We start from the raw sequence: 22,595 nt of genomic DNA, 5'->3' as shown, positions 1-22,595 counted from the left end.
CGTCGATCACCGGCTCTCGCTCGCCGCCCTGCCGCGGCTCCTGACGGCGTAGGCCACGCCACCGGCGACGATCAGCATGATCACCACGCCGAGCACCCCGGCCGCGCCGACGGGGATGCCGCCGACATCACCGTAGTCGGCCAGGGCCGATGAGCCGAACAGGTGGTCGGTGGCCCGGTCGAGGAAGCCCTTGTCCTCGGCGACCCGCTCGAGACCGTCGGGGTCGCCCGAGGCGAAGAACGACACGATCCCGGCCAGCAGCAGCGTGAGCACCAGGCCGCTGACCGCGAACACCCAGCCGAGCGGGCGCGCGGCGGGCGCGGCCGGCGCCGCGGGCTCCGCCACGGTGGTCGTGCCCGCCGCGCCGCGCAGCACCAGCGGCCTGGCCAGGCCGCGCGCGCCGTACACCAGGTCGGGACGGACGGCCAGCACCGCGCCCACGGTCACCGCGGTGATCACGCCTTCGCCGATGCCGATGAGCAGGTGCACGCCGCCCATCGCGGCGGCCACCGCCGACACCTCGATCGGCGCGGTGCCGCCGAGCCAGAACAGCAGCGTGAACGTCAGCGCGGACACCGGCACGGAGATCAGCGAGGCGATGAAGGCCGCCGCCGTCACCCCGCCCTTGCCGCGGGCGACCCGCGTGACGAGCTGGAAGATCCACCAGCCGGCCAGCACGGTGACGATGCCCATGATCGTGATGTTGATCCCGAGCGCGGTCAGGCCGCCGTCGGCGAAGAAGACGCCCTGGACGAGCAGCACGACCGCCATACAGAGCACGCCTGTATAGGGTCCGACGAGTATCGCGGCCAGCGCGCCGCCGAGCAGGTGCCCGGACGTGCCCGCGGCGACGGGGAAGTTGAGCATCTGGACGGCGAAGATGAACGCGGCGACGAGTCCGGCCATGGGCGCGGTCCTGTCGTCCAGCTCGCGCTTGGCCCCGCGCAGGCAGACGGCGACACCGGCGGCGGCCACCACGCCCGCGGAGACGGAGACGGCCGCGTTGAAGAAGCCATCGGGTACGTGCACGACAAACCCTCCCAAAGAGGACGGACAAGCCTCCCTACTTTAGGACATCGTCTTGCACCTGCATATGGATGGCAATTAGCGCGTGATTCTTTTGAACGCCGATCGCGGCGTCAGCCTGCGCACGGCCGCGCTCAGCCGCCCCTTGCCCGAGGTCGCGTACGGCCGCACGCTGCGCAGCAAGGTCATCCCCCACCACCTGCGGGGCAGGGCCACGGTCCGGTTGTCGGCCTCGATCCTGAAGCGGGCGGGCGGGCCGCCGAGCTCGACCTCCAGGTAGGCGTCCCAGGTGCCCGGCCCGAACCTGCCCACCGCCGGTCTGGCCGTGAAACAGCCGCCGGGCAGCCCGGCGACCCGCTCGGCGCGTTCCAGCCCGGTGTCGCGCTCGCGCCAGACCAGCCGCCCGATCGCGGCCGGGGGCGGCGACTCGCCCGCGACCTCGACGCGGCCGTCCATGGCCAGCCGGCGGCCGAACGTCCAGCGGGTGGCGGTCAGTGTCGCGCCGCCGGGCACCGCCAGCACGTGGCCGCCGACGTCGACGCTGAGGTTGCCGTTGTCCCTGGTGAAGTAGGGCAGCGCGACGACCCGGTCGAACAGCTTGGCCGGCGGCCTGGTGACCTCGCTGTCGCGGTCGGCGCCCAGCCTGCCGAACCGCACCACGCCTTCGACCTCGACCGCCACCCGCAGGTCCCACACGCCCGAGTCGAGGGCGGAGACGTCGAGCCTGGCGGTGAACGCGGCGCCCTTGCGCTCGGCCGGCACGACCAGTTCCGAGCCCGGCACGTGCCTGGCCCGCAGCACGATCGAGATCCCGTCGTCGTTGCCGATCCCGTCGAGCACGGCGGTGCCGGTGATGACCAGGTGGTCGCCGTCCCAGCGCAGGCCCGTCAGTCTTCGCCGGACGGTGGCGTTCTCGATGCGGGCCAGGCGGACCAGGCGGTCGATGTCGCCCAGCGCGGCGAGCCGCTGGGTGTCGATGCTGTTCAGCCGCTCGACCACGCCGAGCGTCAGCCACTCGTCGCACAGCGCCGCCACCTCCTGGGCGATGTTCTTGCGCTGGATGTCGTCGGACTCCAGGAACACCCCGCCGAGCTGGGCGAACGCGTCGAGCCTGAAATGCCGGCGCAGCAGGTGGTCGCGCAGCGGGCCGGGCTCGACATGCTCGGCCATGAGCCGCATCGGGCCGCGGATCATGGTGAGCCAGGCGATCGGGTCCTTGCGCACCGAGCGCCGCGCCCGGCCCGGCCTGGCGACCAGGTGGTAGCAGTCGTGGTCGGCGACCACCGAGATCGTCCTGGCGTGGCAGTAGGCGTGCACGGTGAAGTGCACGTCCTCGCCGAGCCCCAGGCCCTCGCCGAACCTGATGCGGTGGCGTTCGAGCATTTCTCTGCGGAACAGCTTGTAGCAGCTCAGGCTGTTGTAGACGGTGCTGTCGCCGAGGTCGACCCGGTCGGCGCCGCACTGGAACATCGACACCGGCGCCCGCCTGCCGTGTCCGACGATCTTGCCGAGCACGATGTCGGAGCGGTTCCTGTCGGCCACCGCGACCATGCGTTCCAGCGCCTCGGGGCCGAGGTAGTCGTCGGCGTCGCAGAAGAAGACGTATCTGCCGGTGGCGTGTTCCAGGCCGATGTTGCGCGGGCGTCCCGGGCCGCCGGCGCGGTGCTCGACGCGGACGACCTTGACGCTGGCGCGGTGGTAGGCGGCGTAGAGCCGGAGCAGGTCGGTGCTGCCGTCGGTGGAGCCGTCGTCCACGACGACTATCTCCTTCTTCACCCGCTGGACGAGCGCGGCGGTCAGGCACCTGTCGAGGTAGGGGCGGCAGTCGCGCGCCGGGATGACGACGCTGACGTCCGCCGCGTCGTCGCCGTTGCCTGCTTCTGACAATGCCACCACGGCGCCCACCCCAGAGTCACTCAGTGCTCCCGTCTGATTTCAGTATGTGACGGTGACCGCTCGTCGCGGGGGCGATCCGGCGGTCTTCATCCCCTGGTTTTGCCATCCCCGTAGATTCGCCGTATACCGCCGATAGCCCTATCTAGGCGCGTTTAGTAGCACATTTTGCCCCTGCCGAATGAGGTTCAGGGAGCCTCTTTTTCCACCGGGAAGTAGAAAGCTCTCCACCGGGAGAGATGCCTTACCACCCCAGAGGCCGAGTGATCCGCGGAAGGTTTGCGCGCGTCTACAGTTAGGCAACCTTGACCTGAGAGGTGGCGGGTATGGGATCGAATCTCCGCAGGCCTGCGGCGAACGGCTCGGCGGTGCACACGGCCGAGTTCATCGTCTCGTCGGCTCGGCTGGCCGAGCTGCACGAGTGCTCGGCCCTGTTGCGGCGGACGCGGATGCGGTCCGAAGAGATCGTCGACGAGGCCCGCACGCTGCTCCTGGCGGCCGAGGGGCGAGGCGACGCGGACCTGGTGCCGATCTTGCGCGACAGGTTCGAGGAGGCGCGCGCGTCCTACGACAAGGTGTTGATCGCCTATGTCGCGATCAGCCGGCGCATCAACGAGGAACGGTTGTCGATCGTGCAGGCGCAGATGGAGCGGGATCGCAAGTCAGGCTTGTCCGGTGTGGCCTGACGCTTTACCGGCAGGCCGGCGACAGGTCGCGCCCTCGCCAATCCGCTTGGGGGCGTTTTAGAACTCCGTAAACCTTTGTGACATATGGGGCGTCTTATCTACAGGGAGGCCCGATATGCACGTCTTGCTGGATGGGGCGCCCGAACTGACCGAGCTCCACTGGGAACTCGTGCTCATCGCGGCGCTGCACGAAGAGGCGGACCGGCTGGCCGCCGAATGACGGGCTCCAGCTCCCCGGCCGCACCCGGGGAGCTGGAGCAGGGGGATCGGGCCTCGTCCGTCGAATCCGAGCGCCGGGCTCACGGCTGGTCCGTCTTGCTCCTGGCCCGGAACGCGGCCGTCTTGACCCGGTTCTGGCAGGCGGTCCCGCAGAAGCGGCGGGTGCCGTTGCGTGAGACGTCCACGTAGACCCGGTCGCAGTGCGGCGCCGTGCAGACGCCCAGCCGGTCGTGGAACTCGCTGCCCAGCACGATCGCCAGCCCGGTGGCGCAGCTCGCCGCCCAGTCTCCGGCCATCGTCCCGCCCGGGCCGTGGAAGTGCAGGTGCCACGGCTCGCCGTCGTGCCGCTCCAGCATCGGCCGCGCGGCGGTCTGTTCCAGCAGCAGGTTGACCTGCTCGGCGGCCGCGTCGATGTCGCCGTCCGCGATGGCCGCGAACACCACCCGCAGCCGCGTGGCGACCTCGGCCAGCTCGGCGCCCTCCGACTCGACGACCGCGCGATGGGTCGGGTAGACCGCGCGCAGCCCGTTCGTCGCGGCGCCGCCCAGGTCCCCGGCCGGCGGCGTGTACGGCCGCCCGCGCCGCTCCCCCGGCGTCAGCGTGTTGACCAGCCCGACCGCGGCCCGGACGACTCCATCCGTGTGACTGTTGTAATCCACTTGACCAGTTACACCTTTCCGGTCTACGGTTGTGACTACCAAAAGCTTAGACGACGGTCACAAGGAGACGACGACGATGCTCACCCACGAAGCCGCACTCGAGTGGATCGTTCGCTGGGATCGGCAGCAGGAGGGCTACCTGCCCGACCGCGAGGCCCGCTTCACCGCGCTGATCGACGCCGCGGAAGCCGCCGGTCGCGCCGACCCGCTCGTTCTCGACCTGGGCTGCGGCCCCGGCTCGCTGTCCGCGCGGCTGCTCGACCGGCTGCCCAAGGCCAAGGTCATCTCGATCGACGCCGATCCGCTGCTGCTCGGGCTGGGCCGCGCCGCCTACCCGCAGCTCACGTTCGTCCAGACCGACCTGCGCGTACCCGGCTGGACGCGCGCGCTCGACCTGGACCGTCCGGTCGACCTGGCGGTCAGCACCACGGCGCTGCACTGGATCGGCGAGGAGGACCTGACCCGCGCCTACACCGAGCTGGCCGGCGTCATGCGGCCGGGCGGCCTGCTGCTCAACGGCGACCACCTCGACGCCGACCCCGCGCTCACGCCCGTGCTCGCCCGGCTGGAGCGGGCCGTGCACGACAAGGAGACCGAGCGGGTGTTCGCCGAGAACCCGCCGGAGGACTGGCGGTCGTGGTGGGACGCGATCAACGCCGACCCGGCCTTCGTCAACCTGTCGGCGGCCCGCGCCGCCGTGCGGACCGACCACACCGAGTCCCCGATGTTGTCGCAGCACGTCACGGCGCTGCGCGCGGCCGGGTTCAGCGAGGTCGGGCCGCTCTGGCAGCGCGGCAACAACCGCCTGCTCTGCGCGGTCCGCGGCTGATCGCGACCGCGCGGGGTCGTCAGGTGTCGAGCACGGTGAGGTCGAGCCGGCTCAGCCGATCGGGATCGGCGATCACGTCGATCTCGGCGATCCTGCCGTTCGTGACGATGAACCCCATGACGGACAGCGGCCGGCCCTTCGGCGCCACCAGCACCCCGGCCGCCCCGTTGACCAGCGCGGGACGCGCGAACGGCGACAACCGTCCCCACATGACCGCCTGACCGGCCACCTCCCGCGCGCCGCGCAGCACGACCGAACGCCCGGCCTGCACGACGCCGCCGTCGGCACGCAGCACCACGTCCGGATCGAGCACCGCGACCAGCGCGTCGAAGTCACCGTCGCGGGCGGCGGCGAGGAAGGCGTTCACCACGTCGCGCTGCCTGGCGAGGTCGGGATCGGGCGCCGGCGCCTGGCCGCGCACCCGGCGCCGGGCCCGGCTGGCCAGCTGCCTGGCCGCGGCCGGAGAACGCTCGATCATCGGCCCGATCTCGTCGAACGGCACGGCGAACATGTCGTGCAGCACGAAGGCCAGCCGCTCGGCCGGGGTCAGCGTGTCGAGCACCACCAGCAGGGCCAGCCCGACCGAGTCGGCGAGCAGCGCCTCGTGCTCGGGGTCGACGCCGTGCTCCGGGCTGACGATCGGGTCGGGGACGCGCACATCGTAGGGCTCCTCACGGCGGGAGGCCCGCGAGCGCAGCACGTTCAGGCAGACGCGGCCGACCACCGTGGTCAGCCAGGCGCCGAGGTTCTCCACGGCGGCCGCGTCGGTGCGGCTGAGCCGCAGCCAGGCTTCCTGCAGCGCGTCGTCGGCCTCGCTCATCGAGCCGAGCATCCGGTAGGCCACCGCCCGCAGCCTGGGCCGATGCCCCTCGAAGCGCTCGGCCAGCCACTCACGCTCGTCCACCGCGTCACCCCTTCTTCCGGCGAGTCGTCAAACGCTAGACCCGCCGGGACGCGCGAGTGTGACGCTACCCGGTCACCGGCTGGAGCAGGCCCCTGAGCACCACCACGCCCTCGCCGTACCTTCGGTTGGCCTCGCGCTGCCGCTCCGGCGTGGCCACCCAGAGCCCGATCTCGACCCGGCCTGCCCGTCCGTCCGTCACGACGTAGACGCGGTCCGTGATCTCCTTCTCCGCCCGCTTCGTGGCCTCGGCCAGCTCCGCGGCGCTGCGCTCGGCCCGGCCCAGGCACAGCGCGCCGCCCCAGAGCTCGCGGATCGCTGCCTCGTGCCTGGTGGGGTCGCCGGTGAAGAGCAGGTTCAGCACGAGACGTTTCGAGTCGTTGCCGTACCGCTCCACCGAATCGGGGTCGTCGAGGTCGAAGCCGTCGACGGTGTCCAGGTAGCTCTGGTCGAGCCAGGTGGCCGCGTGCCCGTCGAGCCGCTCGGCGCGCCGGATCGCGGCCCGCATGGCCTTCTCCGTGGCCTTCGCCGGGTCCACCGGCCGCCAGCCGCCGGGCGGCGCGGTACACGAGGAGCGCAGATCGGTCTCCTCGCCCCGCTCGGCGTCGGGGTCGACGGGGCCCGGGGGCTCGGTGAGCGTGAGCCGCGCCCCGTCCCAGGTGCCGACCACGTGGTATCGGCCCCAGCGCGTCCCGCGCTCCTCGGTGTGCTCGACCGCGCTCCAGTCCCACCCGACGATGTCCGGCCCGGCGCACTGCGGCGGCGCGGACGTCTGGACCTCCCAGCAGAGCTGCGGTCCGTGCCCGGCGTCCGAGAGCACGGTCAGGTCCGCCTGATAACGCACGCCGGACGCCGGGGACGCGGGGTTCGCCGGGACGCTGCCACAGGCGGCGAGCAGCACGAACCCGGCCAGGAACCCGATGGCTCTCATACCGTCTCAGACGGCAGCGGGCCCCGGCCGGTTTCACCGATCCCGGCGCGCTATGGCGCCCAGACCGTGGACAGCAGGGTCGGGACGACGCCCTTCTTCGCCTCCACGATCGCCAGCGCGGGCGCGTGCGTCGGCGCGGGCAGCGTGAGCTCGGTGATGTCCCCGCTGGTCGACTGCGTGGGCGGCTCGTGGTCGCCGTCCTTGACGCTCAGCAGCTTCCTGACGGTCACCGCCGCGGACGTCCCGCCGCCGCCGAACCACGGCCGCCGCCCCCGGCCCCGGCCCGCGCTGGAACCCGTCCTGCAGCCGAGCCTGAGCGTCAGGACGCCGCCCGAGCCGAACATCCCCGGCGGCACCGGGTTGACCACGAGCATGCGCGAGCGCAGCGGACGCGGCCCCTGCCGGTCGAGCCCGGCCAGCCCGCCGGAGCTGACCAGCGAGGACGCCTCGCACCGCGAGCCGTCGAGCGTCCGGTCGAGCGGATCGAGCGGGTCGAGCGCCGCGGCCCGCTCGCCTTCGCACTCGGCGAACTCGACGCTGTCGATGCGCAGCCCGGCCACGCCGTCGTCGCCGACCGCGCCGGCCACGGCGGTCCTGAACGCCCCGGAGACGTCGCGGCCCTCGGTGACGTCCAGCGCCTCGACGCAGATCAGGCCGTCGTCCGGGGTCTCGTCCGGCAGCAGGTCGAAGACCGCCACGCCCCTGCGCACCTCGCCGCCGCCGGCCAGCATGAGGCACTGGCGCAGCCGTCCCTGGGAGCGGACCTGGACGAGCCGCGGCAGGCACTTGCCCGGCCGCGCCGCCGCGTCGAGTTCCTCGCCGTGTTGCCAGCCGCGGACGGAGGCCGCGTCCACCGTCATCACGACCTTGACCCGCAGCCGGCGGCCACGCGCGGCCACCTTGAAGCCGGCCAGGCCCGAGTTCGCGAACCGGCCCACGATGTGCACCCCGCGATGCAACTGGTCGACGGCCTTCAGCGCGGGCTCCTGGCCGCCGGTGAACGTGACGGGCGGCTCGGCCGGGGCGACGAGCCGGTCGAAGCCGGTGGCGGTGCCGGGGATCAGCGTGTTGCTCATGCCGCACTCCTCGACCCCGTCAGCGCGCTCGACAGCGCTCCTGGGTCCCGCAGGTCGAACCGGCACAACAACGGGTCGCGCCGCTCCCACATCCGGCGCACCGCGCACACGAACGGGTCGCCGTCGCGCTCCACGTGCCGCATGCCGACCGCGAGCGTCTGCAGGTACTCGTCGCCCTGCCCGATCTCCCAGTGCGGCGTCAGCGGGCCCGGCACGTCGGCGCCGCCGCGGTAGAGCCAGAGCCACAGCCTGGCCCGTTCCCGCTGCTCGGCGCCGAGCACGCTCTCGCCCTTGGCGTGCGCGGCCATGGCCTCGCCGAGCAGTCGCCAGTAGTCGTCCCGCGTTCTGGCGACGTGCGACAGGCCGCAGCCGCTCCACTCCGACCAGCCGGCCTGGACGACGGGGATGCCGAACGCGGGCAGCTCGTTCGAGACGCTGCCGCGCACGGTCACGCCCACGTCGGTCATGCTCCACAGCAGGTTCTTCGACAACACCAGGCTGGGCGCGAAGACCAGGTGGCCACGGCCGGCGTGCCCGGCGGCGACCGACGCGAAGTGCTCGGTGGTGTCGTAGCGGACCTGGCTGGGATGGTCGAGGAAGAGCCAGTTCACCGAATCGTGCGCAGCGGCGAAGTCCGCGGTCTCCTCGAACCATTGAGCGAGATCGTGGAAGATCTCCCGGTTCGTGCCGAGAGCGTCGGAGACGGCGTGGTTGAAGACGGTGAGCACCGGGCGGTCGGGGTCCAGGCCGAGCCTGTCGCAGGCGTGCCGGCGCAGCTGGCGGCGTTCCGTCTCGGTGTGCAGCTCGAAGTTGCTCACGTGACCGGCCCGCCACCAGCTCGGGCGGCCCAGGTTGACCTTGGCCCGCCAGGCCACCAGTTCGGCGTTCGGCCTGATGAGGTCCCGGTGCGGCCAGACGTGCTCGTCGAAGAACTCGCCGATCAGGCAGGTCAGCTCGGCCCTGAACGTGCCCAGCCCCCTGCGTCGCTCGGGGAAGAGCGCGTACGCCTTCATCGACCCGGTGCTCTGCACGTGCACGACGGGGATGTTCCCGCGCATGGCCGCGTCGACCGCCAGTCCCCACTGGTCGTAGTCCACGTGGCTGGTGACCAGCGCCTCCACGTCCCGTTCGGCGAACAGGCGCTCGTACACGGCCGCGAACGCCCTGGTGCGGCGGCGGCGGGCGAGCTGCCGCTCGTCCTGCGGCCCCTCCGGGATTCGGGGCACCCTGGCCAGTCTGACCAGGGTGGCGTTCTCCATCGCGGTCATCGCCTCCGGGTCGATCCCCGGCGCCGGACCGTCGCCGCCGTCGGCCAGGTGGCGGTCCACGAGGTCGTGGGCGTCGATGACCTCGGCCGCGCCGAACGCCTCGGCCAGCCGCCTGACCCGTTCGACGTCGAACTCCTCCCACAGCGCCTCGGTCCACTCGGCGTCCGTGCCGGTGAGCACGATCAGCCTGGACGACGTCAGCTCGCAGATCACGTTGGCCATCAGGAGGTTGCGTACGATGACCCGGACGTCCTCGTGCATGGCCTCGGCCACGACGTATCTGCTGGTTGCGGCGCTAGCCGGGCGGTGCGCCCAGTACGCCTCGGCGGCGATGATCAGGCGATCGAACTGTTCGTCATCTCCGACTAGATGCATGCGCTCTCTCTCCGCGGTATTTGTCGCCTGGCCAGCACGACAGTGTCAGGCGGGATCGCGGGCCCGGACGTTCTTTGCCGCGGCTTCGACGTGTTCTTGCCGCCGGAAGGGCCGGGAGAGCGGTGCCCGATCGGGCAGCATGAGCCGGAGCGCGGGCGGGCGCGGAGAGGTTCGGCACCCGGGAGCGAAGAGGTTTGGCGCCCCAGCCACTCCCCGGCTGGGGCATGACCGAGATTATGACGCTTTGTCTGTTTTGTACAGGTTTTATGGCGGGCGAATTCGCCGTGCCGGGGATAAGCCGTGCCGGGGATAAGCTGAAAGTGGCGCGTTCGGGGCGCCCCCGGTCCGCGGGAAGGGCCAAGCCCACCCGACCTCATCGAACCACCGGCCGACCTCTTTTCCGGTCTGATCAAGCGGACGCCAGGCCAGATGGAAAGGAGGCCGCGATGGCCGTCCGTCGCCTGCCCGACAACCCCAGCCTCGAACGACTCCGCAAGCAGGCCAAGACGCTGCTCCGCCAGGCGCTGGCGGGAGATCCCGAGGCGCTCGGCCTCCTCGCCGAGTTCCACCCCCGGCCGCCGCGGACGCCCAGGCTGTCCGACGCGCAGCTCGTCACCGCCCGCGAATACGGCTTCACCGGCTGGCCCCGGCTGAAAGCGCACCTCGACACCGTCGAGCGTTACTCCCGCGCGCCGCACCGGGTCGCGTCCAGCCCGGACCTGCCGACGGAGTTCCTGCGCCTGGCCTGCCTCACCTACGGCGCCGAACACCCGGGCCGCACCCGCGAAGCCGACCTGCTGCTGTCCAGGCATCCGGCGCTGGCCACCGCGAACGTCTTCACCATGGCCGCGACCGGCTCGGCCGACGCCCTGGCCGAGACCTTGGCCGGGGATCCCGCGCTCGCCCGCGCCCAGGGCGGCCCGTTCGGCTGGGAGCCACTGCTGTACCTGGCCTACGCCCGGCTCCGGCCCCCGGCCGACGCACGGCCGGGGACGTCGGACCGGCACCCGGCCGAGGCGCGGACGCCGGGCCGGTACCTGGCGGCGGCCGGGCTCCTGCTCAACCACGGCGCCGACCCCGATGCCGGCTTCCTCTGGGACGGGCTGACCTCGCCGTTCACCGCGCTCACCGGGGCGTTCGGCGGCGGGGAAGGCGACCAGCCACCGCATCCCGAATCTCTGGCGCTGGCCAGGCTGCTCCTGACCGCCGGGGCCGACCCCAACGACAGCCAGACCCTGTACAACCGGGGCCTCGGCGGCGTCTTCACCGACGACACCGCTCACCTGCAGCTGCTGCTGGAGTTCGGGCTCGGCCGGGGTTCCGGCGGGGCGTGGCACGTCCGGCTGGGACCGACGCTGCCGTCACCGCGGCAACTGCTGCGCGAGGAACTGTCCACCGCCGCGCTGCGCGGCGGCCCACGGCGGACCAGGCTGCTCCTCGCCCACGGCGCCGAGGTGGACGGACGCGGCGGCCATCCCGCTTTCGGCGGCCACACCCCCTACGAGCTCGCCCTCATGAACGGCCACACCGAGGTCGCCGAACTCCTCGCCGCAGCTGGGGCCTCGGCCGATCTGACGGAGCTGGAGACGTTCGCCGCGGCCTGCATGCGCGCCGACGCGGCGGCGGTGGCCGCGCTGGGCCCGGACCTGCCGGCACTGGCGCTCGCCCAGCACCCCGAACTGATCAACCACGCGGCCGAGCAACGCAAGCCAGGCGCCGTACGGCTGCTCGCCGGTCTCGGCTTCGACGTCAACCACCTCAGCCGCGCCACCCCACTGCACGCGGCGGCCTGGAACGACGACGTGGAGACGGCCAGGACGTTGATCGAGCTGGGCGCGGATCCAACGATCAAGGATGCCGAACACGGGGCGACCCCGCTCGGCTGGGCCGAGTACGGCGGCAACCCCGAGGTCGCCGCCTACCTCCGCCAAGCCCGGTAATCTGCCCCGCTGCCTGTCCGGCCCCGCCCACGCTCGCGCCCGCACTCGTGCTCAGCCGAAGTGTCCCTTGGCCGGCTCGTCGAGCTCGCCGGTGTTGTTCGCGCGGGCCGGGAGCAGCACCGCGGTGATGATCACGACCACGGACAACGCCGCGCCGATGATGAAGGCCAGCCGCATGCCGTCGAGGGTGGCGACCGCAGTCTCGACGCCCTCGGACTTCAGCACCTCGGCCCGCGCGCTCATCACGGTGATCACCAGCGCGGTGCCGATGGCCGCGGCGACCTGCTGCAGCGTGCTCAGGATCGAACTGCCGTGGGAGTAGAGGTGCGGCGGCACCGCGCCGAGCCCGAGGGTGAAGACCGGCGTGAACGTCGCGGCCAGGCTCACCATCAGCAGCGCGTGCAGGCCGAGCAGCTGCCAGAACGGCATGGTCATCGTGACCTGCGTGAAGCCGGCGAGCGCGAGCGTGATCCCGATCGCGCCCGGGATGACCAGCACCCGGCCGCCGAACTTGTCGAACAGGCGGCCGACCGTCGGACCGAGCAGACCCATCGCCAGACCGCCCGGCATCACCAGGAGCCCGGTCTCCAGCGGGGTGAGCCCGCGGATGTTCTGCAGGTACAGCGGCAGCAGGATCATCGAGCCGAGCATCGCCATGAACGCCATCGACATCATGATCAGCGCGATCAGATAGGTACGGTTGCGCAGCGTGCGCAGGTCCATCAGCGGCGTGCCGCGCTTCTGCAGCCGCAGCTGCCTGACGACGAAGACGGTGATGGCGACCAGACCGCCCCCCACGATCGCGAACGCGGTGCCGGTCTCGCCGCCCTCGAACCTGCTGAGCCCGTAGACCAGGCCACCGAAACCGGCGGCGGCGGTCACCACGCTCAGCCAGTCGATGGTGCTGACCTTCGGCTCGCCGATGTTCTTGAGCTGCTTCAGCCCGCCCCAGGTGATCAGCGCGGCGATGGGCAGCACCACCGCGAAGAGCATCCGCCAGGTGCCGACCTGCAGGATCGCGCCGGAGACCGTCGGCCCCATGGCGGGCGCGACCGAGATCGCCAGCGTGACGTTGCCCATCACGCGGCCCCGGTCGGACTCGGGGACGACCCGCATCAAGGTGGTCATCAGCAGCGGCATCATCACGGCCGTACCGGACGCCTGGATGATGCGGGCGCCGAGCAACACCTCGAACGTCGGCGCGAGACCGCCCAACGCCGTGCCGAGCAGGAACAAGCCCATCGCGGTGGCGTACGCCTGCCTCGTGGTCACCCGCTGCAGGAACCAACCGGTGATCGGGATGACCGCGGCCATGGTCAGCATGAAAGCGGTCGACAACCACTGGGCGGTGGCCTCGGTGATCTGCAAGGCGCTCATCAGCTCAGGGATCGCGATGAGCATGATCGTCTCATTGAGGATGACCACGAACGTGGCCAGCACCAGCAGCCGGATCACGGCCGGGGTGCGACCCGGGACGGCGGTCGCGGGCGTGGCAGGTGAATCGAGCTGAAGGCTGGACACGGTACCTCGATCGGGGTTGTCATCGGTTATGGCGTGGGCATGGCTGGAGTCCCAGCTGCGGGCCTTAGCGGACGTTGCGGTCATACACAGACTGACCGGTGCCACCGACAAAACTCATCGCCAGTCTTCAGGATTCCGCGAAGTGACACGAAATGTCACCCGGTTTTTCCCGCGGCGTAAGGTGATCAGCGGCCCCGCATCCCCGCACTGGACGGCAAGCCGGAAACCCGCGCCCGACCTGGGCCGCCACGGGAACCGGCGATGCGCGCGACCCGCCACGCAGGCCCACGCTCGCCCCGCCCACGATCCACCCGCGAGAGCCGTGACCCTGCTCACACTGGGGCTCGTGCTCTGCACCGCGCTGTCCGGCTGCGGGTCGGACCCGGTCGACCTCACCCCCTTACCCGCCGACCCTCCGGCCCCGTCCCCCGGCGCGTACATCTGCGACAGGGAGGACGGGGGCGTCCCTGCTCGGGCCGTCGAGCTGATGACCGGCCTGTCCACCTATGAGATGGACGTGCACGGCTATTTCGATCTCGGGCCCACTCCCGCCTTCCTCGCGAACCTGTGCAAGGTGCGCGACGGCCGGAATCCCGCTCAAGAGGACGTGCTGGAGATCTACGTCGCCGAGGTCGGCGAGGGATGGAAGGACGCCGTGATGGATCGGCGGCTGCGCACCGGCGGCACGCCGATGCCGGAGCTGCTTCCCGGCGCGATCGGCGTCTACTGGACCGGCCCGTCCCCGGAAGCCGGCGAGGAGAACCCGTCCGGCGAAGCCCGGGCCTATCTCTTCAAGGACCGATTCGAGGTCGCCGTCCGGCTCAAGCGCGGGGTGCCCGGTCGCGACAGCGCCGCGGACGTCCTGGCCCTCATGAAACTGATCGCGCCGACGCTGATGCCGCGCCGATGACGCTCGCGATCTCGACGCCGTCCCGCACGACGGGCATCATCGGCACGTGACCATCAAACGCGCACGGTTCGTCCTGCTGTGGATCGGCTGCGCGGTTCTCGTCCCCGGCATCCTCCTGGAACGCCACGCGATGGACGCCAGGGAAACAGCCCGGTCCAGCGAACACTGGGCCCTGATGCGGGACAACCAGTACTTCGGCGCCACGCCGCACGCCGACGCGTCCTACGAGGCGCTGATCATCGGTGGCTGGCTTGGCATCGGGGTCGGCGCCGTCTGGATCCTGGCCGCCATCACCTGCCATTTCCTGTCCCGTCCGGCGATGGACTTCACGCCGTCCAGGAGAAAGACCGGCGAATCCGGTACGGGGACCTCCATCGTCCACCCGTTCCCGTAATCGCCCGGGCCCAGCACCGGGGCGTCCGTCGTATGGTGAAGCTCGCACGCGATGGACGGAGGCCGAGGTGCCCGAGACGACGACACCCACCGAGACGCTGCTCGCCGAGGTGCTGGCCGAACTGGCCGAGCTCGAAGACCCCAGGATGCGCGAGGTGAACGAGCGCCACGGCGACGATCACGGGGTGAACCTCGGCAAACTGCGCGCGGTCGCGAAGCGGCTGAAGACGCAGCAGGAGCTGGCGTACCGGCTGTGGGCGACGGACGACACGGCGGCGCGGCTGCTGGCGCTCCTGATCGCCCGTCCCAAGGCGTTCTCGCGGGACGAACTCGACACCATGGTGCGCGAGGCCCGCGCGCCCAAGGTGCACGACTGGCTCGTGAACTACGTGGTGAAGAAGAGCCCGCACGCCGAGGAGCTGCGTCTGGCCTGGTTCGCCGACCCCGACCCGGCGGTCGCGAGCGCCGGCTGGGCGCTGACCACCGAGCGCGTGACCAAGAAGCCCGACGTCCTCGACCTCACCGGGCTGCTCGACGTCATCGAGGCGGAGATGAAGGACGCCCCAGATCGTCTGCAATGGGCGATGAACAACTGCCTGGCGCAGATCGGCATCGACCACGCCGAGCACCGCGCCCGCGCGATCGGCATCGGCGAGCGCCTCGAGGTGCTCAAGGACTACCCGACCTCCCCCGGCTGCACGTCACCGTACGCCCCCACCTGGATCGCCGAAATCGTCCGCCGCCGCCACGGCCAGTAGAGCCGGCCTCCTGCTCATCCAGCACTTGCGGATACGCCTTCTCGAGTCACAAGCGAAGTATGGCGGGCCAGTTCACCGAACGCTTCGTACCGGAGTTCACGATGGTCTCCCTGGACGGGCGAATGATGGTGAACACCACCGAAAGTCATCGCCGCCATTAGGCGATTCTCTGCCCGCGCGAGATTGTTACCGGAAAACCCTCATCCCACCAGCATCACGCCCTTACTCTCTTCCCTGCCATATCCCCCCGAGTAAGGACGCTGATGAAGCTCTTCTTAGCAGGCCTCGTCGCGGCGGCCGCGGCCATGTCCACGGTGGCCGTACCCGCTCAGTCGGCACCCGTCGCCTCCGCACAGGCCGCCGCTTCGGCAGATCCGGTGAAGGCCCTGAAGGCCCAACTGGTCGCGGGTAAAGGCGTGAAAATCACCGAGACGAGCAGCATCACCGTCGACGCCACCATCGACGGCCAGTCCATGCAGGTGAAGGTGAGCACCCGCACGGCCGGCGCCCTGGCCTTCGGCAAGGGCAAGGTGGCTGCGGCCGACCTCCGGGTCCGGATGTCGTCACGCGTGAACGGGTCGAGGCCTTCTTACCGCGTCGTCGCCGAAGGCAGAAACGCCTACGTGACCAATCCCGGCATCGCCAAGGCACTGCCTTCCGGCCGTTCCTGGGTCCACGAGAAGACCAGCGAGCGCGAAAACTCCATACTCACCAATGGCATCACTCCAGCGGATCTTCAGTTCATGCTGAAGAACTCCACGATGGTGACGACCGGTGAATACGAGGGAACCGCGTCGCTCGTCGACTTCCAGCAGGACAAGAACGCAGGAGAAGGCACCGTCGAGTTCCGCCTGTACTTCGACAAGAACAACCTGCTCACCCGCACGGTCGTCAACAGCACGACGTACCCGGACGAGGGCAGCTCTGCCTACGACCAGATGATCTTCCGCACCGACACCAGATATTCGGGCTGGGGCGCCAAGGTGAAGATCACCGCACCGGCCGCCGCCAAGGTCATCAGCGAGAAGAAACTCAATGCGAAGACCCGCAAGGCAGTCGTCAAGGCCGGCTACCCGGACGGCGGCCCCTTCTAAACCCCGCACCACTACGACTCGCATACGCGCCGGCACGACACGGGGGCTCCCCGTTCGTGCCGCGCGTGTCCGGGCAGAGAGCGGTGTCATGGAAGAACAGGACGAGCAACGCCGCCCCGAGGAAATGCCGCCCGCCGTCGGGCAGGTGAGCGGAGAATCCGACACCCGAGCCGCCCGAGCAGGCGTCGAAGTACGAGAGACCCGCCGCCCCATCCCTGCGGAACCGATCGACCCACCCCTCGACCCCGAACAGCGAGCCGAGGAGGAACGGCGCGAGGTAGCCGCTGACGCCGCGGAGGAGACGAGCCCGGAGAACGGCCGACCAGGCACGGAACCCACGGACTGACACCAAGACCCGGGCGGGAGCACACCGACCACCACGACCGACTCGCCATGCCACTCCGACCACACCGACGGCGAACCTCGCAGATTCAGGCGCAGAAACCAACGACAGTGGCCGTCGAGAATTCAGACGCACAAGCCCACAACAGCCACCGTCGAGGACTCAGGCGCAGAAGTCCGCGACGGTGTCGGCGAGGATGCCGGTGAGGCGGTGCAGCGAGGCGAGGTCGACGTACTCGGTGGCCGCGTGGGCGCCCGCGCCGTCGACGCCGATGAGCAGGCAGGGGATGCCGGCGCGGTCCAGCAGGGCGCAGTCGGTCCAGAACGCCTCGCCGCGTATCACGGGCGGGCGCCCCAGCGCCTTCTCGGCATGGCGACTCAGAGTCCGGACGATCAGGGACTGCGGATCGGCTTCGAAGGGCTCTCGATACAGCCCGCGGATCAGCCGGTACCGGAAGTCCGCGACGGTGTCGGTGAGGCGATCGAGTACGCCGATCAGCTCCCGTTCGACGCTGTCGGCACTCTCACCCGGGACGGTGCGCCGTTCAAGGGTCACGCGACAGTACGCCGGATAGGTGGAAGCCTCCTCGCCGCCCCGAATGACCGACGCATGCACAGTGCCGTTGCCCAGAAGCGGGTGACCGGGCCCCTGGGCGAGGCGACGACCCAAGTCCTCCAACGCCACCAGGAAGTGACCGGCCTTGACGATCGCGTCGATACCGAGCTCAGGACGTGAGCCGTGGGCGGCCCGCCCCTCGATCTCCACGTCGAACCAGGCGAAACCCTTGTGAGCGAGGGTGAGTTCGAGATGGCTCGGCTCGGTGACGATCGCCGCGTCGGCGGTGAAGGACTTCAGCACCTCCTCGGTACCGAAGCTGGCGTGCTCCTCGTCGGCGACGCAGGCGACGATCACGTCCCCGCGCAGGGAACCGCTGGCCGTGGCGCGAGCGGCGGCGACCATCATGGCGGCGACGCCGCCCTTCATGTCGAACGTCCCGCGCCCGAACATCCTGCCGTCGTGGACGCGAGGGTCGAGGGGGTCACCGTCGTAACCAGCGAGACCGACCGTGTCGAGATGGCCGTTGAGCATGAGCGACCGTCCACCACCGGTGCCACGCGCGACCCCGACCACCGAAGGACGCCCCGGCCGCTCCTCCACCCGATGCACCTCGAACCCCCGACCGGCCAGCCACTCACCACAGAAGTCCGCGATGGCACTCTCACCCGCCCCGCCGGGCACCAGGTCGGGATTGACGGAGTCGAGGGCAACCAACCGCGCCAAAAGAGCAACCGGGTCGGAAGCCGCTGGGGTCACAGGGGGTTCAGGCAGCATGAAGGCCTTCCGCAACATGGCCATGCCCTCGCAGGCACGACGAGGACCGGGGATCGTCGACGACGGGTTCGTCAGGCGACCATCGTGCCCAGGAACAGCCGCACCGGTCCAGCAAAGGTTCCACGCCTGAACGCCCCGAGCCTCTAGAAAGAAGGACCTATGAGGGGCACGCACCTTGGCAGCATTATCGGGAGCTCTCGCGGGAACGATCAGCGCGGCCGCACGCCATTACGCGAGGGCAATGCGATGACCAGAACCCGCATGCATTTTTGCGCTGGAATCTGCCCCGCTACGTCAACGACGTCAGAAGCACACACACGCACCTACTCATCCTCCGCCGCGCTCGGCAAACCCACCAACGCCCCCACGCACGCGAGGCCGTCGCAGATCACAAGCCCCATGCTGAGATGACGGAATGAACGAAAACGATCGCGCCAAAGTGCGCACCTTGCAGAACCTCTTCGCGGCGCTGGGCGCCGACGATCCTCAGGGATGGGCTGCGTCAGAAATCTCGGAGGACATACCCCAGTTGGCTCGCTTCCTGGCGCTGCGACGCATATGGCCAGACTTGATCAATGCCTGGGCTGCACCAGGCGCACTGGAGAACATCCCCGCGGCCGCTCGACTACTCGCCGCCGGCGCGAACCCTGCCGACCTCGCGAGGGTCGCCCAGGTGGCAGCCTACGAAACAGCGTTCGGCCTCCTTCACACCCTCACCGCCTCCGGCCGCGACGACGACGCACCCGCGGACGCCCCTGGCTGGAGCCTCATGGAAACCACGCCGTCAGGCGAGCTCACTGGCAGGGCTGTACGAAGTCTTCACGAGGACCTGCTCACCATGGACCCATCAGGCCGCGAGGGGCAGGACATCTTCGATTAGCTCGGCCCACTCACGAGCGTCCACGCTTGCCCACTCAGTTGCCACCAGGATCACGCCGCCTGGCCCAGCCATGCGCCCCTGCGTAATCCAAGGAGTGTCACAGCTCGCGACAGGGCGGTGATCGCCGATCCGGCGATCACCCTCGTTCCACCTGCACGTATCTACTCCGAACATGGGCCATCCGCGCAAACACTTCCGTTCGCTGTCATCGTTCGCCAGCACTTCGCGGATCCATGCACCCAAAGGGTCCCGACCCGCTGGGCACGGGTTTCGTAGCGTGCGCTTTCGTGGAATACGCACCGACCTGCAGGCCGTCGACCGATAGCGTTATGTAACGATCAATATGCGTATCGCGAAATCATGTATGAAGCGAAGACCGTAGGCCGTAAATCGTTGAATGGGCCCAGCGATGCTCGAAGAAACTACGCTACATGCCGATCTTGGGCGGTTCTGGGGTCGCGCCGTTACCCTTGTTACTACTGCAACTTCCGCTGATTGTCGACGTTTCACAGGGCTTTCATAAGTCGCGCGCCCTGGCCGAGCCCCAACTTCCTCCTAATGAAGGACCCGGAGGTGATCGTCATTTGATGCAGGTATTGCCGGCTGTTGTCGGCCTTGTCGGCGTTGTGGTCGGGGTGCTTGTCGGCGCCTGGCGGCAATCATTGCTCCAGCAGGGCAACTGGCTGCGCGACGATCTGAGGCGCTGGCAGCAGGATCGAAGAAGGTCATACCTCAAGCTCGTCCAGGCCGACGATGAACTGTACCGTTGTGTGATCCGCGACTTGCGTGACCCGCCACCTGGGCAGACAGTAACCAACAGCGGAATGATGGATCTCAATGAAGCAATTCCGCCACTCACCAAACACGAACGCATCGAACTTCTCCGGACATTTGACCGCCTCTGGCGCGCAAAGCGCGAAATCGAGCTGCTCCACTTGACAGACGACGCACTCTTGGTGGCGACCAACAAGCTCACACTGAAGGACGCCGAACTGGTAAGCCTCATGCTATTCGACTTGACCAACCACCCTGAAAACGCACAAAAAACAACCATACAAATCCGAGGCGCACTGAAGGTCCGACGCGACTTGATCGACCAATTCATGCAGGAAGCACGGACGGCGCTGAACGTTCCACGTAACCGGAGCACCTGAGTCGATCGCGCAGGCGTCTCCGCACGCGATCCATCGCCGTGGTCTTCCCGTACGCTCGACCAGTCAAAGCGACCCAGTCGTGCTCCTGATCGCGGGAGCCCGCAACCAGGACGACCGCACCACCAACACGGCCCGAAGCACCCAACCAGGCAACCGCCCTCGCCTCATCCGGACGGGGCCGGCCACCCATCGATGAAGGGGTGCCCACATCGCCAAGACCGTCCGCAACGGAGCAATGACCTGAGAAGCCGTATGGAAGCTACTCGATGACCCCGGCGAGAAAGCTCTCATACCCTCAGCCATGGGCACCCGCTACCTACCGTGCCACCTCGTTCGAGGCCATCTTCTCGGCGGACAGAGCGAGAAGAGGAAAGAGGCGATCATCGTAGGCCTTGAGGCCGACGACCGTTTCGTGCCCACACAGAGCCACTCGACCCTGTCCAGGCCTCCGCACCACTGAAACCGCGGCCGCATACCTCTTCGAATATCCAATTGCAGTCCGTATGATCGCCCAATGTCTGATGAAAAGTGCACCCATTGCGGCCATCAGGGCCTGGAGCCAGGCTTCCTGAGCGACCGTCAACAGCCCACCTTCGACGTCTGGGTGGAAGGCGAGTTGGAACGGGGACTGTTGGGCGGCCCCAAGCTGATGGGCCGCCCCAAATGGATAGTGGACGCTCATCGCTGCCCCCAATGCCATCACCTGGAGCTCTTCGCCCGCCACCAACTGTAATTCCATGGCCACACCGAGACCGCCCGCCTAGAGGCCGCGAAATCAACCCAAGCCGGGAAAACGCACCCGGCTTGGTTTCGTCGATGGAGCAGACGCCAGCAACGTCCGGCCCTGCCACTCCCAGCGCAACGCCGATTCCCGCCCTCGCACCGACGCGCCGTGTCCCGCACAGTCCGCCACCACCGCAGCCCAGCGCGAACATGTCCAGTCGTACCACTTGCCGCGGCTGCCATCGGCCCTGCACGTCCTCCCGATCCGCCATCCGATCCTGAGCCGAACCACAGCCTGAGCCAATGCTGATGCCGCCAATCAGGCCGACAGCTGCTGGTGATGACGACTGACGGAACCGACGTGGTTGATCTGACCGTCGAGTTCATCCGGTTCAGGCAACCTGGCCATCTGCTCCCTGCCGACCCCGAGCCTCGACCAGCCGCCGCCAGCTCTCATCACCGACCACATCCGTGTCGGTATCGAGCCACGCTGGAACGACCGTGACCGTCGAGGATGTCGGCGATACCTTGCGCATCACCCACGCCGGCCAGATCCTCGCCGAGACCGCCCGCACCACCATGCAGCCGATCGCCCCGGTTAACGTTCGAAAGCCACAGCCTCCGCTGCTCGACATCCGCAGAACGTCTTCTACTGAAGATCGCTTGGGCACCAATGTCAGAGCGCAGGCGTACCTTCCACACCGTGATCTCTTATGTGACCGGCGACGCCACCCATCCCCACGGCCAGGGACCAAAGGTCATCAGCCACGTGTGCAACGACGTCGGCGGCTGGGGCAAGGGCTTCGTCCTTGCCCTCTCCCGGCGCTGGCCACAGCCGGAAGCAAGCTACCGGGCCTGGCACCGCTCTGGTCACGACTTCCAGCTCGGTGCAATCCAGCTGGTACAGGTCGAGCCCGAGCTATGGGTTGCCAACCTGATCGGCCAGCACGGCATCCGGCCCACCAAAGACGGCCCGCCCATCCGCTACGACTCCCTGGAGCGTTGCCTGTCCACTTTGGGCGACGAATCGCTGAGCCTGCAAGCTAGTGTCCACATGCCTCGGATCGGCGCGGGTCTCGCAGGGGGCTCCTGGGAGCAGATCGAACCGCTCATCCTCAAGCAGCTGACCGAGCGCGGCGTCGCAGTCACGGTCTACGACCTGCCCTAGCCGTTTGGCTGTGACCGAGACCCAGACCCTTGGCATCTCTTGTCGCGCCAACCCGCGGTACTGTCATGCCCCAGAACTTACCGAAGATCATCTAGCTGGGAGTCTAGCTCGCCTCCCAAACAGGACCAGCCCCTGAAAATGGTCTTGTGTTGCACAATCGGTCGCCGTTTCCTCGCGACCACACCGCTCCTGGCCGACGTCTCAGTTCACGACGTCTCTGACGCCGCCGCACGCGAAGACCTGGTCACAGCGCGGCCGGACCTCGATGGTGCGGGTCCGCGGCCGCTCCCGCAGATGGATCTCCATCGCCGCGCTGACCTGCGACAAACCCGGTCACCGCTCCAGGCTCATCTACCGGCCCCGCCATGACGACGGCCGTCGCGATGGGTGCAAGAGCTTCTCCTGGCGCGACTACCGGGACCTGTTGATCGCAGCACACCAGCAGCTCAGTGGCCCGATCGTTCTCGTCCGGGACAACTTCAACGTTCACAAGGCCGCCGACCTGCAAAAGTTCGC

Annotated in this window: 20 protein-coding genes and 1 pseudogene; 12 read left to right on the top strand and 9 right to left on the bottom strand. The window is 69.1% G+C overall.

Features of this window, described 5'->3' with window-relative positions; all coding sequences use genetic code 11:
• Positions 1-6: 6 nt before the first annotated feature.
• Positions 7-1,029: an energy-coupling factor ABC transporter permease gene (locus HII36_RS02590; RefSeq protein ID WP_173521395.1), complete on the bottom strand. Its 1,023-nt coding sequence runs from the start codon at positions 1,027-1,029 to the stop codon at positions 7-9.
• Positions 1,030-1,104: 75 nt separating this feature from the next.
• The gene (locus HII36_RS02585) at positions 1,105-2,922 is read right to left on the bottom strand and encodes a glycosyltransferase family 2 protein (protein WP_173521394.1); all 1,818 of its coding nucleotides are present in this window, start codon (positions 2,920-2,922) and stop codon (positions 1,105-1,107) included.
• Between the two features lie 323 nt (positions 2,923-3,245).
• Here HII36_RS02585 and HII36_RS02580 point away from each other — a divergent pair, with 323 nt between their 5' ends.
• Entirely contained in the window at positions 3,246-3,605 is a 360-nt protein-coding gene (locus HII36_RS02580; RefSeq protein ID WP_173521393.1) for a hypothetical protein, read from the top strand.
• Between the two features lie 299 nt (positions 3,606-3,904).
• On the opposite strand, the gene HII36_RS02575 is transcribed toward HII36_RS02580, so the two are convergent.
• On the bottom strand, positions 3,905-4,483 hold the full coding sequence (locus tag HII36_RS02575) for a CGNR zinc finger domain-containing protein (protein WP_173521392.1): 579 nt from the start codon (positions 4,481-4,483) through the stop codon (positions 3,905-3,907).
• Between the two features lie 76 nt (positions 4,484-4,559).
• Between HII36_RS02575 and HII36_RS02570 the strand changes: the two genes are divergently transcribed.
• The gene (locus tag HII36_RS02570; protein WP_173521391.1) at positions 4,560-5,312 is read left to right on the top strand and encodes a class I SAM-dependent methyltransferase; all 753 of its coding nucleotides are present in this window, start codon (positions 4,560-4,562) and stop codon (positions 5,310-5,312) included.
• 19 nt (positions 5,313-5,331) lie between these two features.
• On the opposite strand, the gene sigJ is transcribed toward HII36_RS02570, so the two are convergent.
• The 4 genes from sigJ to HII36_RS02550 form a co-directional block, all read right to left on the bottom strand.
• Complete coding sequence (sigJ, locus tag HII36_RS02565) at positions 5,332-6,216, bottom strand: RNA polymerase sigma factor SigJ (protein ID WP_173521390.1); 885 nt, start codon at positions 6,214-6,216, stop codon at positions 5,332-5,334.
• A gap of 64 nt (positions 6,217-6,280) precedes the next feature.
• Positions 6,281-7,144 carry a hypothetical protein gene (locus tag HII36_RS02560; protein ID WP_173521389.1) on the bottom strand — a complete coding sequence of 288 codons (864 nt, stop codon included), beginning with the start codon at positions 7,142-7,144 and terminating at the stop codon, positions 6,281-6,283.
• Between the two features lie 50 nt (positions 7,145-7,194).
• A complete protein-coding gene (locus HII36_RS02555; protein WP_173521388.1) occupies positions 7,195-8,220 on the bottom strand; it encodes a hypothetical protein in 1,026 nt (341 codons plus the stop codon).
• Positions 8,217-9,863, bottom strand: a complete 1,647-nt coding sequence (locus HII36_RS02550) for a hypothetical protein (RefSeq protein ID WP_173521387.1) — start codon at positions 9,861-9,863, stop codon at positions 8,217-8,219. The genes HII36_RS02555 and HII36_RS02550 overlap by 4 nt, the downstream gene beginning before the upstream one ends.
• Positions 9,864-10,309: 446 nt before the next feature.
• Here HII36_RS02550 and HII36_RS02545 point away from each other — a divergent pair, with 446 nt between their 5' ends.
• On the top strand, positions 10,310-11,803 hold the full coding sequence (locus HII36_RS02545; RefSeq protein WP_173521386.1) for an ankyrin repeat domain-containing protein: 1,494 nt from the start codon (positions 10,310-10,312) through the stop codon (positions 11,801-11,803).
• A gap of 51 nt (positions 11,804-11,854) precedes the next feature.
• Here HII36_RS02545 and HII36_RS02540 read toward each other — a convergent pair whose 3' ends face one another.
• On the bottom strand, positions 11,855-13,324 hold the full coding sequence (locus tag HII36_RS02540; RefSeq protein WP_328807567.1) for an MDR family MFS transporter: 1,470 nt from the start codon (positions 13,322-13,324) through the stop codon (positions 11,855-11,857).
• Between the two features lie 322 nt (positions 13,325-13,646).
• On the opposite strand from HII36_RS02540, the gene HII36_RS02535 reads away from it, so the two are divergent.
• The 4 genes from HII36_RS02535 (at position 13,647) to HII36_RS02520 (ending at position 16,479) form a co-directional block, all read left to right on the top strand.
• Positions 13,647-14,234, top strand: coding sequence for a hypothetical protein (locus HII36_RS02535; RefSeq protein WP_173521384.1), 588 nt, complete (start codon positions 13,647-13,649; stop codon positions 14,232-14,234).
• Between the two features lie 46 nt (positions 14,235-14,280).
• The gene (locus tag HII36_RS02530; RefSeq protein WP_173521383.1) at positions 14,281-14,628 is read left to right on the top strand and encodes a hypothetical protein; all 348 of its coding nucleotides are present in this window, start codon (positions 14,281-14,283) and stop codon (positions 14,626-14,628) included.
• Positions 14,629-14,695: 67 nt separating this feature from the next.
• A complete protein-coding gene (locus HII36_RS02525) occupies positions 14,696-15,385 on the top strand; it encodes a DNA alkylation repair protein (protein WP_173521382.1) in 690 nt (229 codons plus the stop codon).
• A gap of 263 nt (positions 15,386-15,648) precedes the next feature.
• On the top strand, positions 15,649-16,479 hold the full coding sequence (locus tag HII36_RS02520; RefSeq protein ID WP_173521381.1) for a hypothetical protein: 831 nt from the start codon (positions 15,649-15,651) through the stop codon (positions 16,477-16,479).
• A 505-nt stretch (positions 16,480-16,984) separates the two neighbouring features.
• Here HII36_RS02520 and HII36_RS02515 read toward each other — a convergent pair.
• Positions 16,985-18,172, bottom strand: a complete 1,188-nt coding sequence (locus HII36_RS02515; protein ID WP_236003137.1) for an ArgE/DapE family deacylase — start codon at positions 18,170-18,172, stop codon at positions 16,985-16,987.
• A gap of 397 nt (positions 18,173-18,569) precedes the next feature.
• Here HII36_RS02515 and HII36_RS02510 point away from each other — a divergent pair, with 397 nt between their 5' ends.
• The 5 genes and pseudogenes from HII36_RS02510 to HII36_RS55505 form a co-directional block, all read left to right on the top strand.
• Positions 18,570-19,034, top strand: coding sequence for a hypothetical protein (locus HII36_RS02510; RefSeq protein ID WP_173521380.1), 465 nt, complete (start codon positions 18,570-18,572; stop codon positions 19,032-19,034).
• 431 nt (positions 19,035-19,465) lie between these two features.
• Positions 19,466-20,188: a hypothetical protein gene (locus HII36_RS02505; protein ID WP_173521379.1), complete on the top strand. Its 723-nt coding sequence runs from the start codon at positions 19,466-19,468 to the stop codon at positions 20,186-20,188.
• 514 nt (positions 20,189-20,702) lie between these two features.
• A complete protein-coding gene (locus HII36_RS02500) occupies positions 20,703-20,921 on the top strand; it encodes a hypothetical protein (RefSeq protein WP_173521378.1) in 219 nt (72 codons plus the stop codon).
• A 693-nt stretch (positions 20,922-21,614) separates the two neighbouring features.
• A complete protein-coding gene (locus tag HII36_RS02495; RefSeq protein WP_328807566.1) occupies positions 21,615-22,079 on the top strand; it encodes a macro domain-containing protein in 465 nt (154 codons plus the stop codon).
• A gap of 265 nt (positions 22,080-22,344) precedes the next feature.
• Positions 22,345-22,595: pseudogene (locus HII36_RS55505) on the top strand (IS630 family transposase); the annotation flags it as partial.

Source organism: Nonomuraea antri, assembly GCF_013283785.1.
Classification (GTDB): Bacteria; Actinomycetota; Actinomycetes; order Streptosporangiales; family Streptosporangiaceae; genus Nonomuraea; species Nonomuraea antri.
The sequence above is the reverse complement of the archived record's forward strand: the minus strand, read 5'-3'. Positions and strand labels throughout refer to the sequence as shown.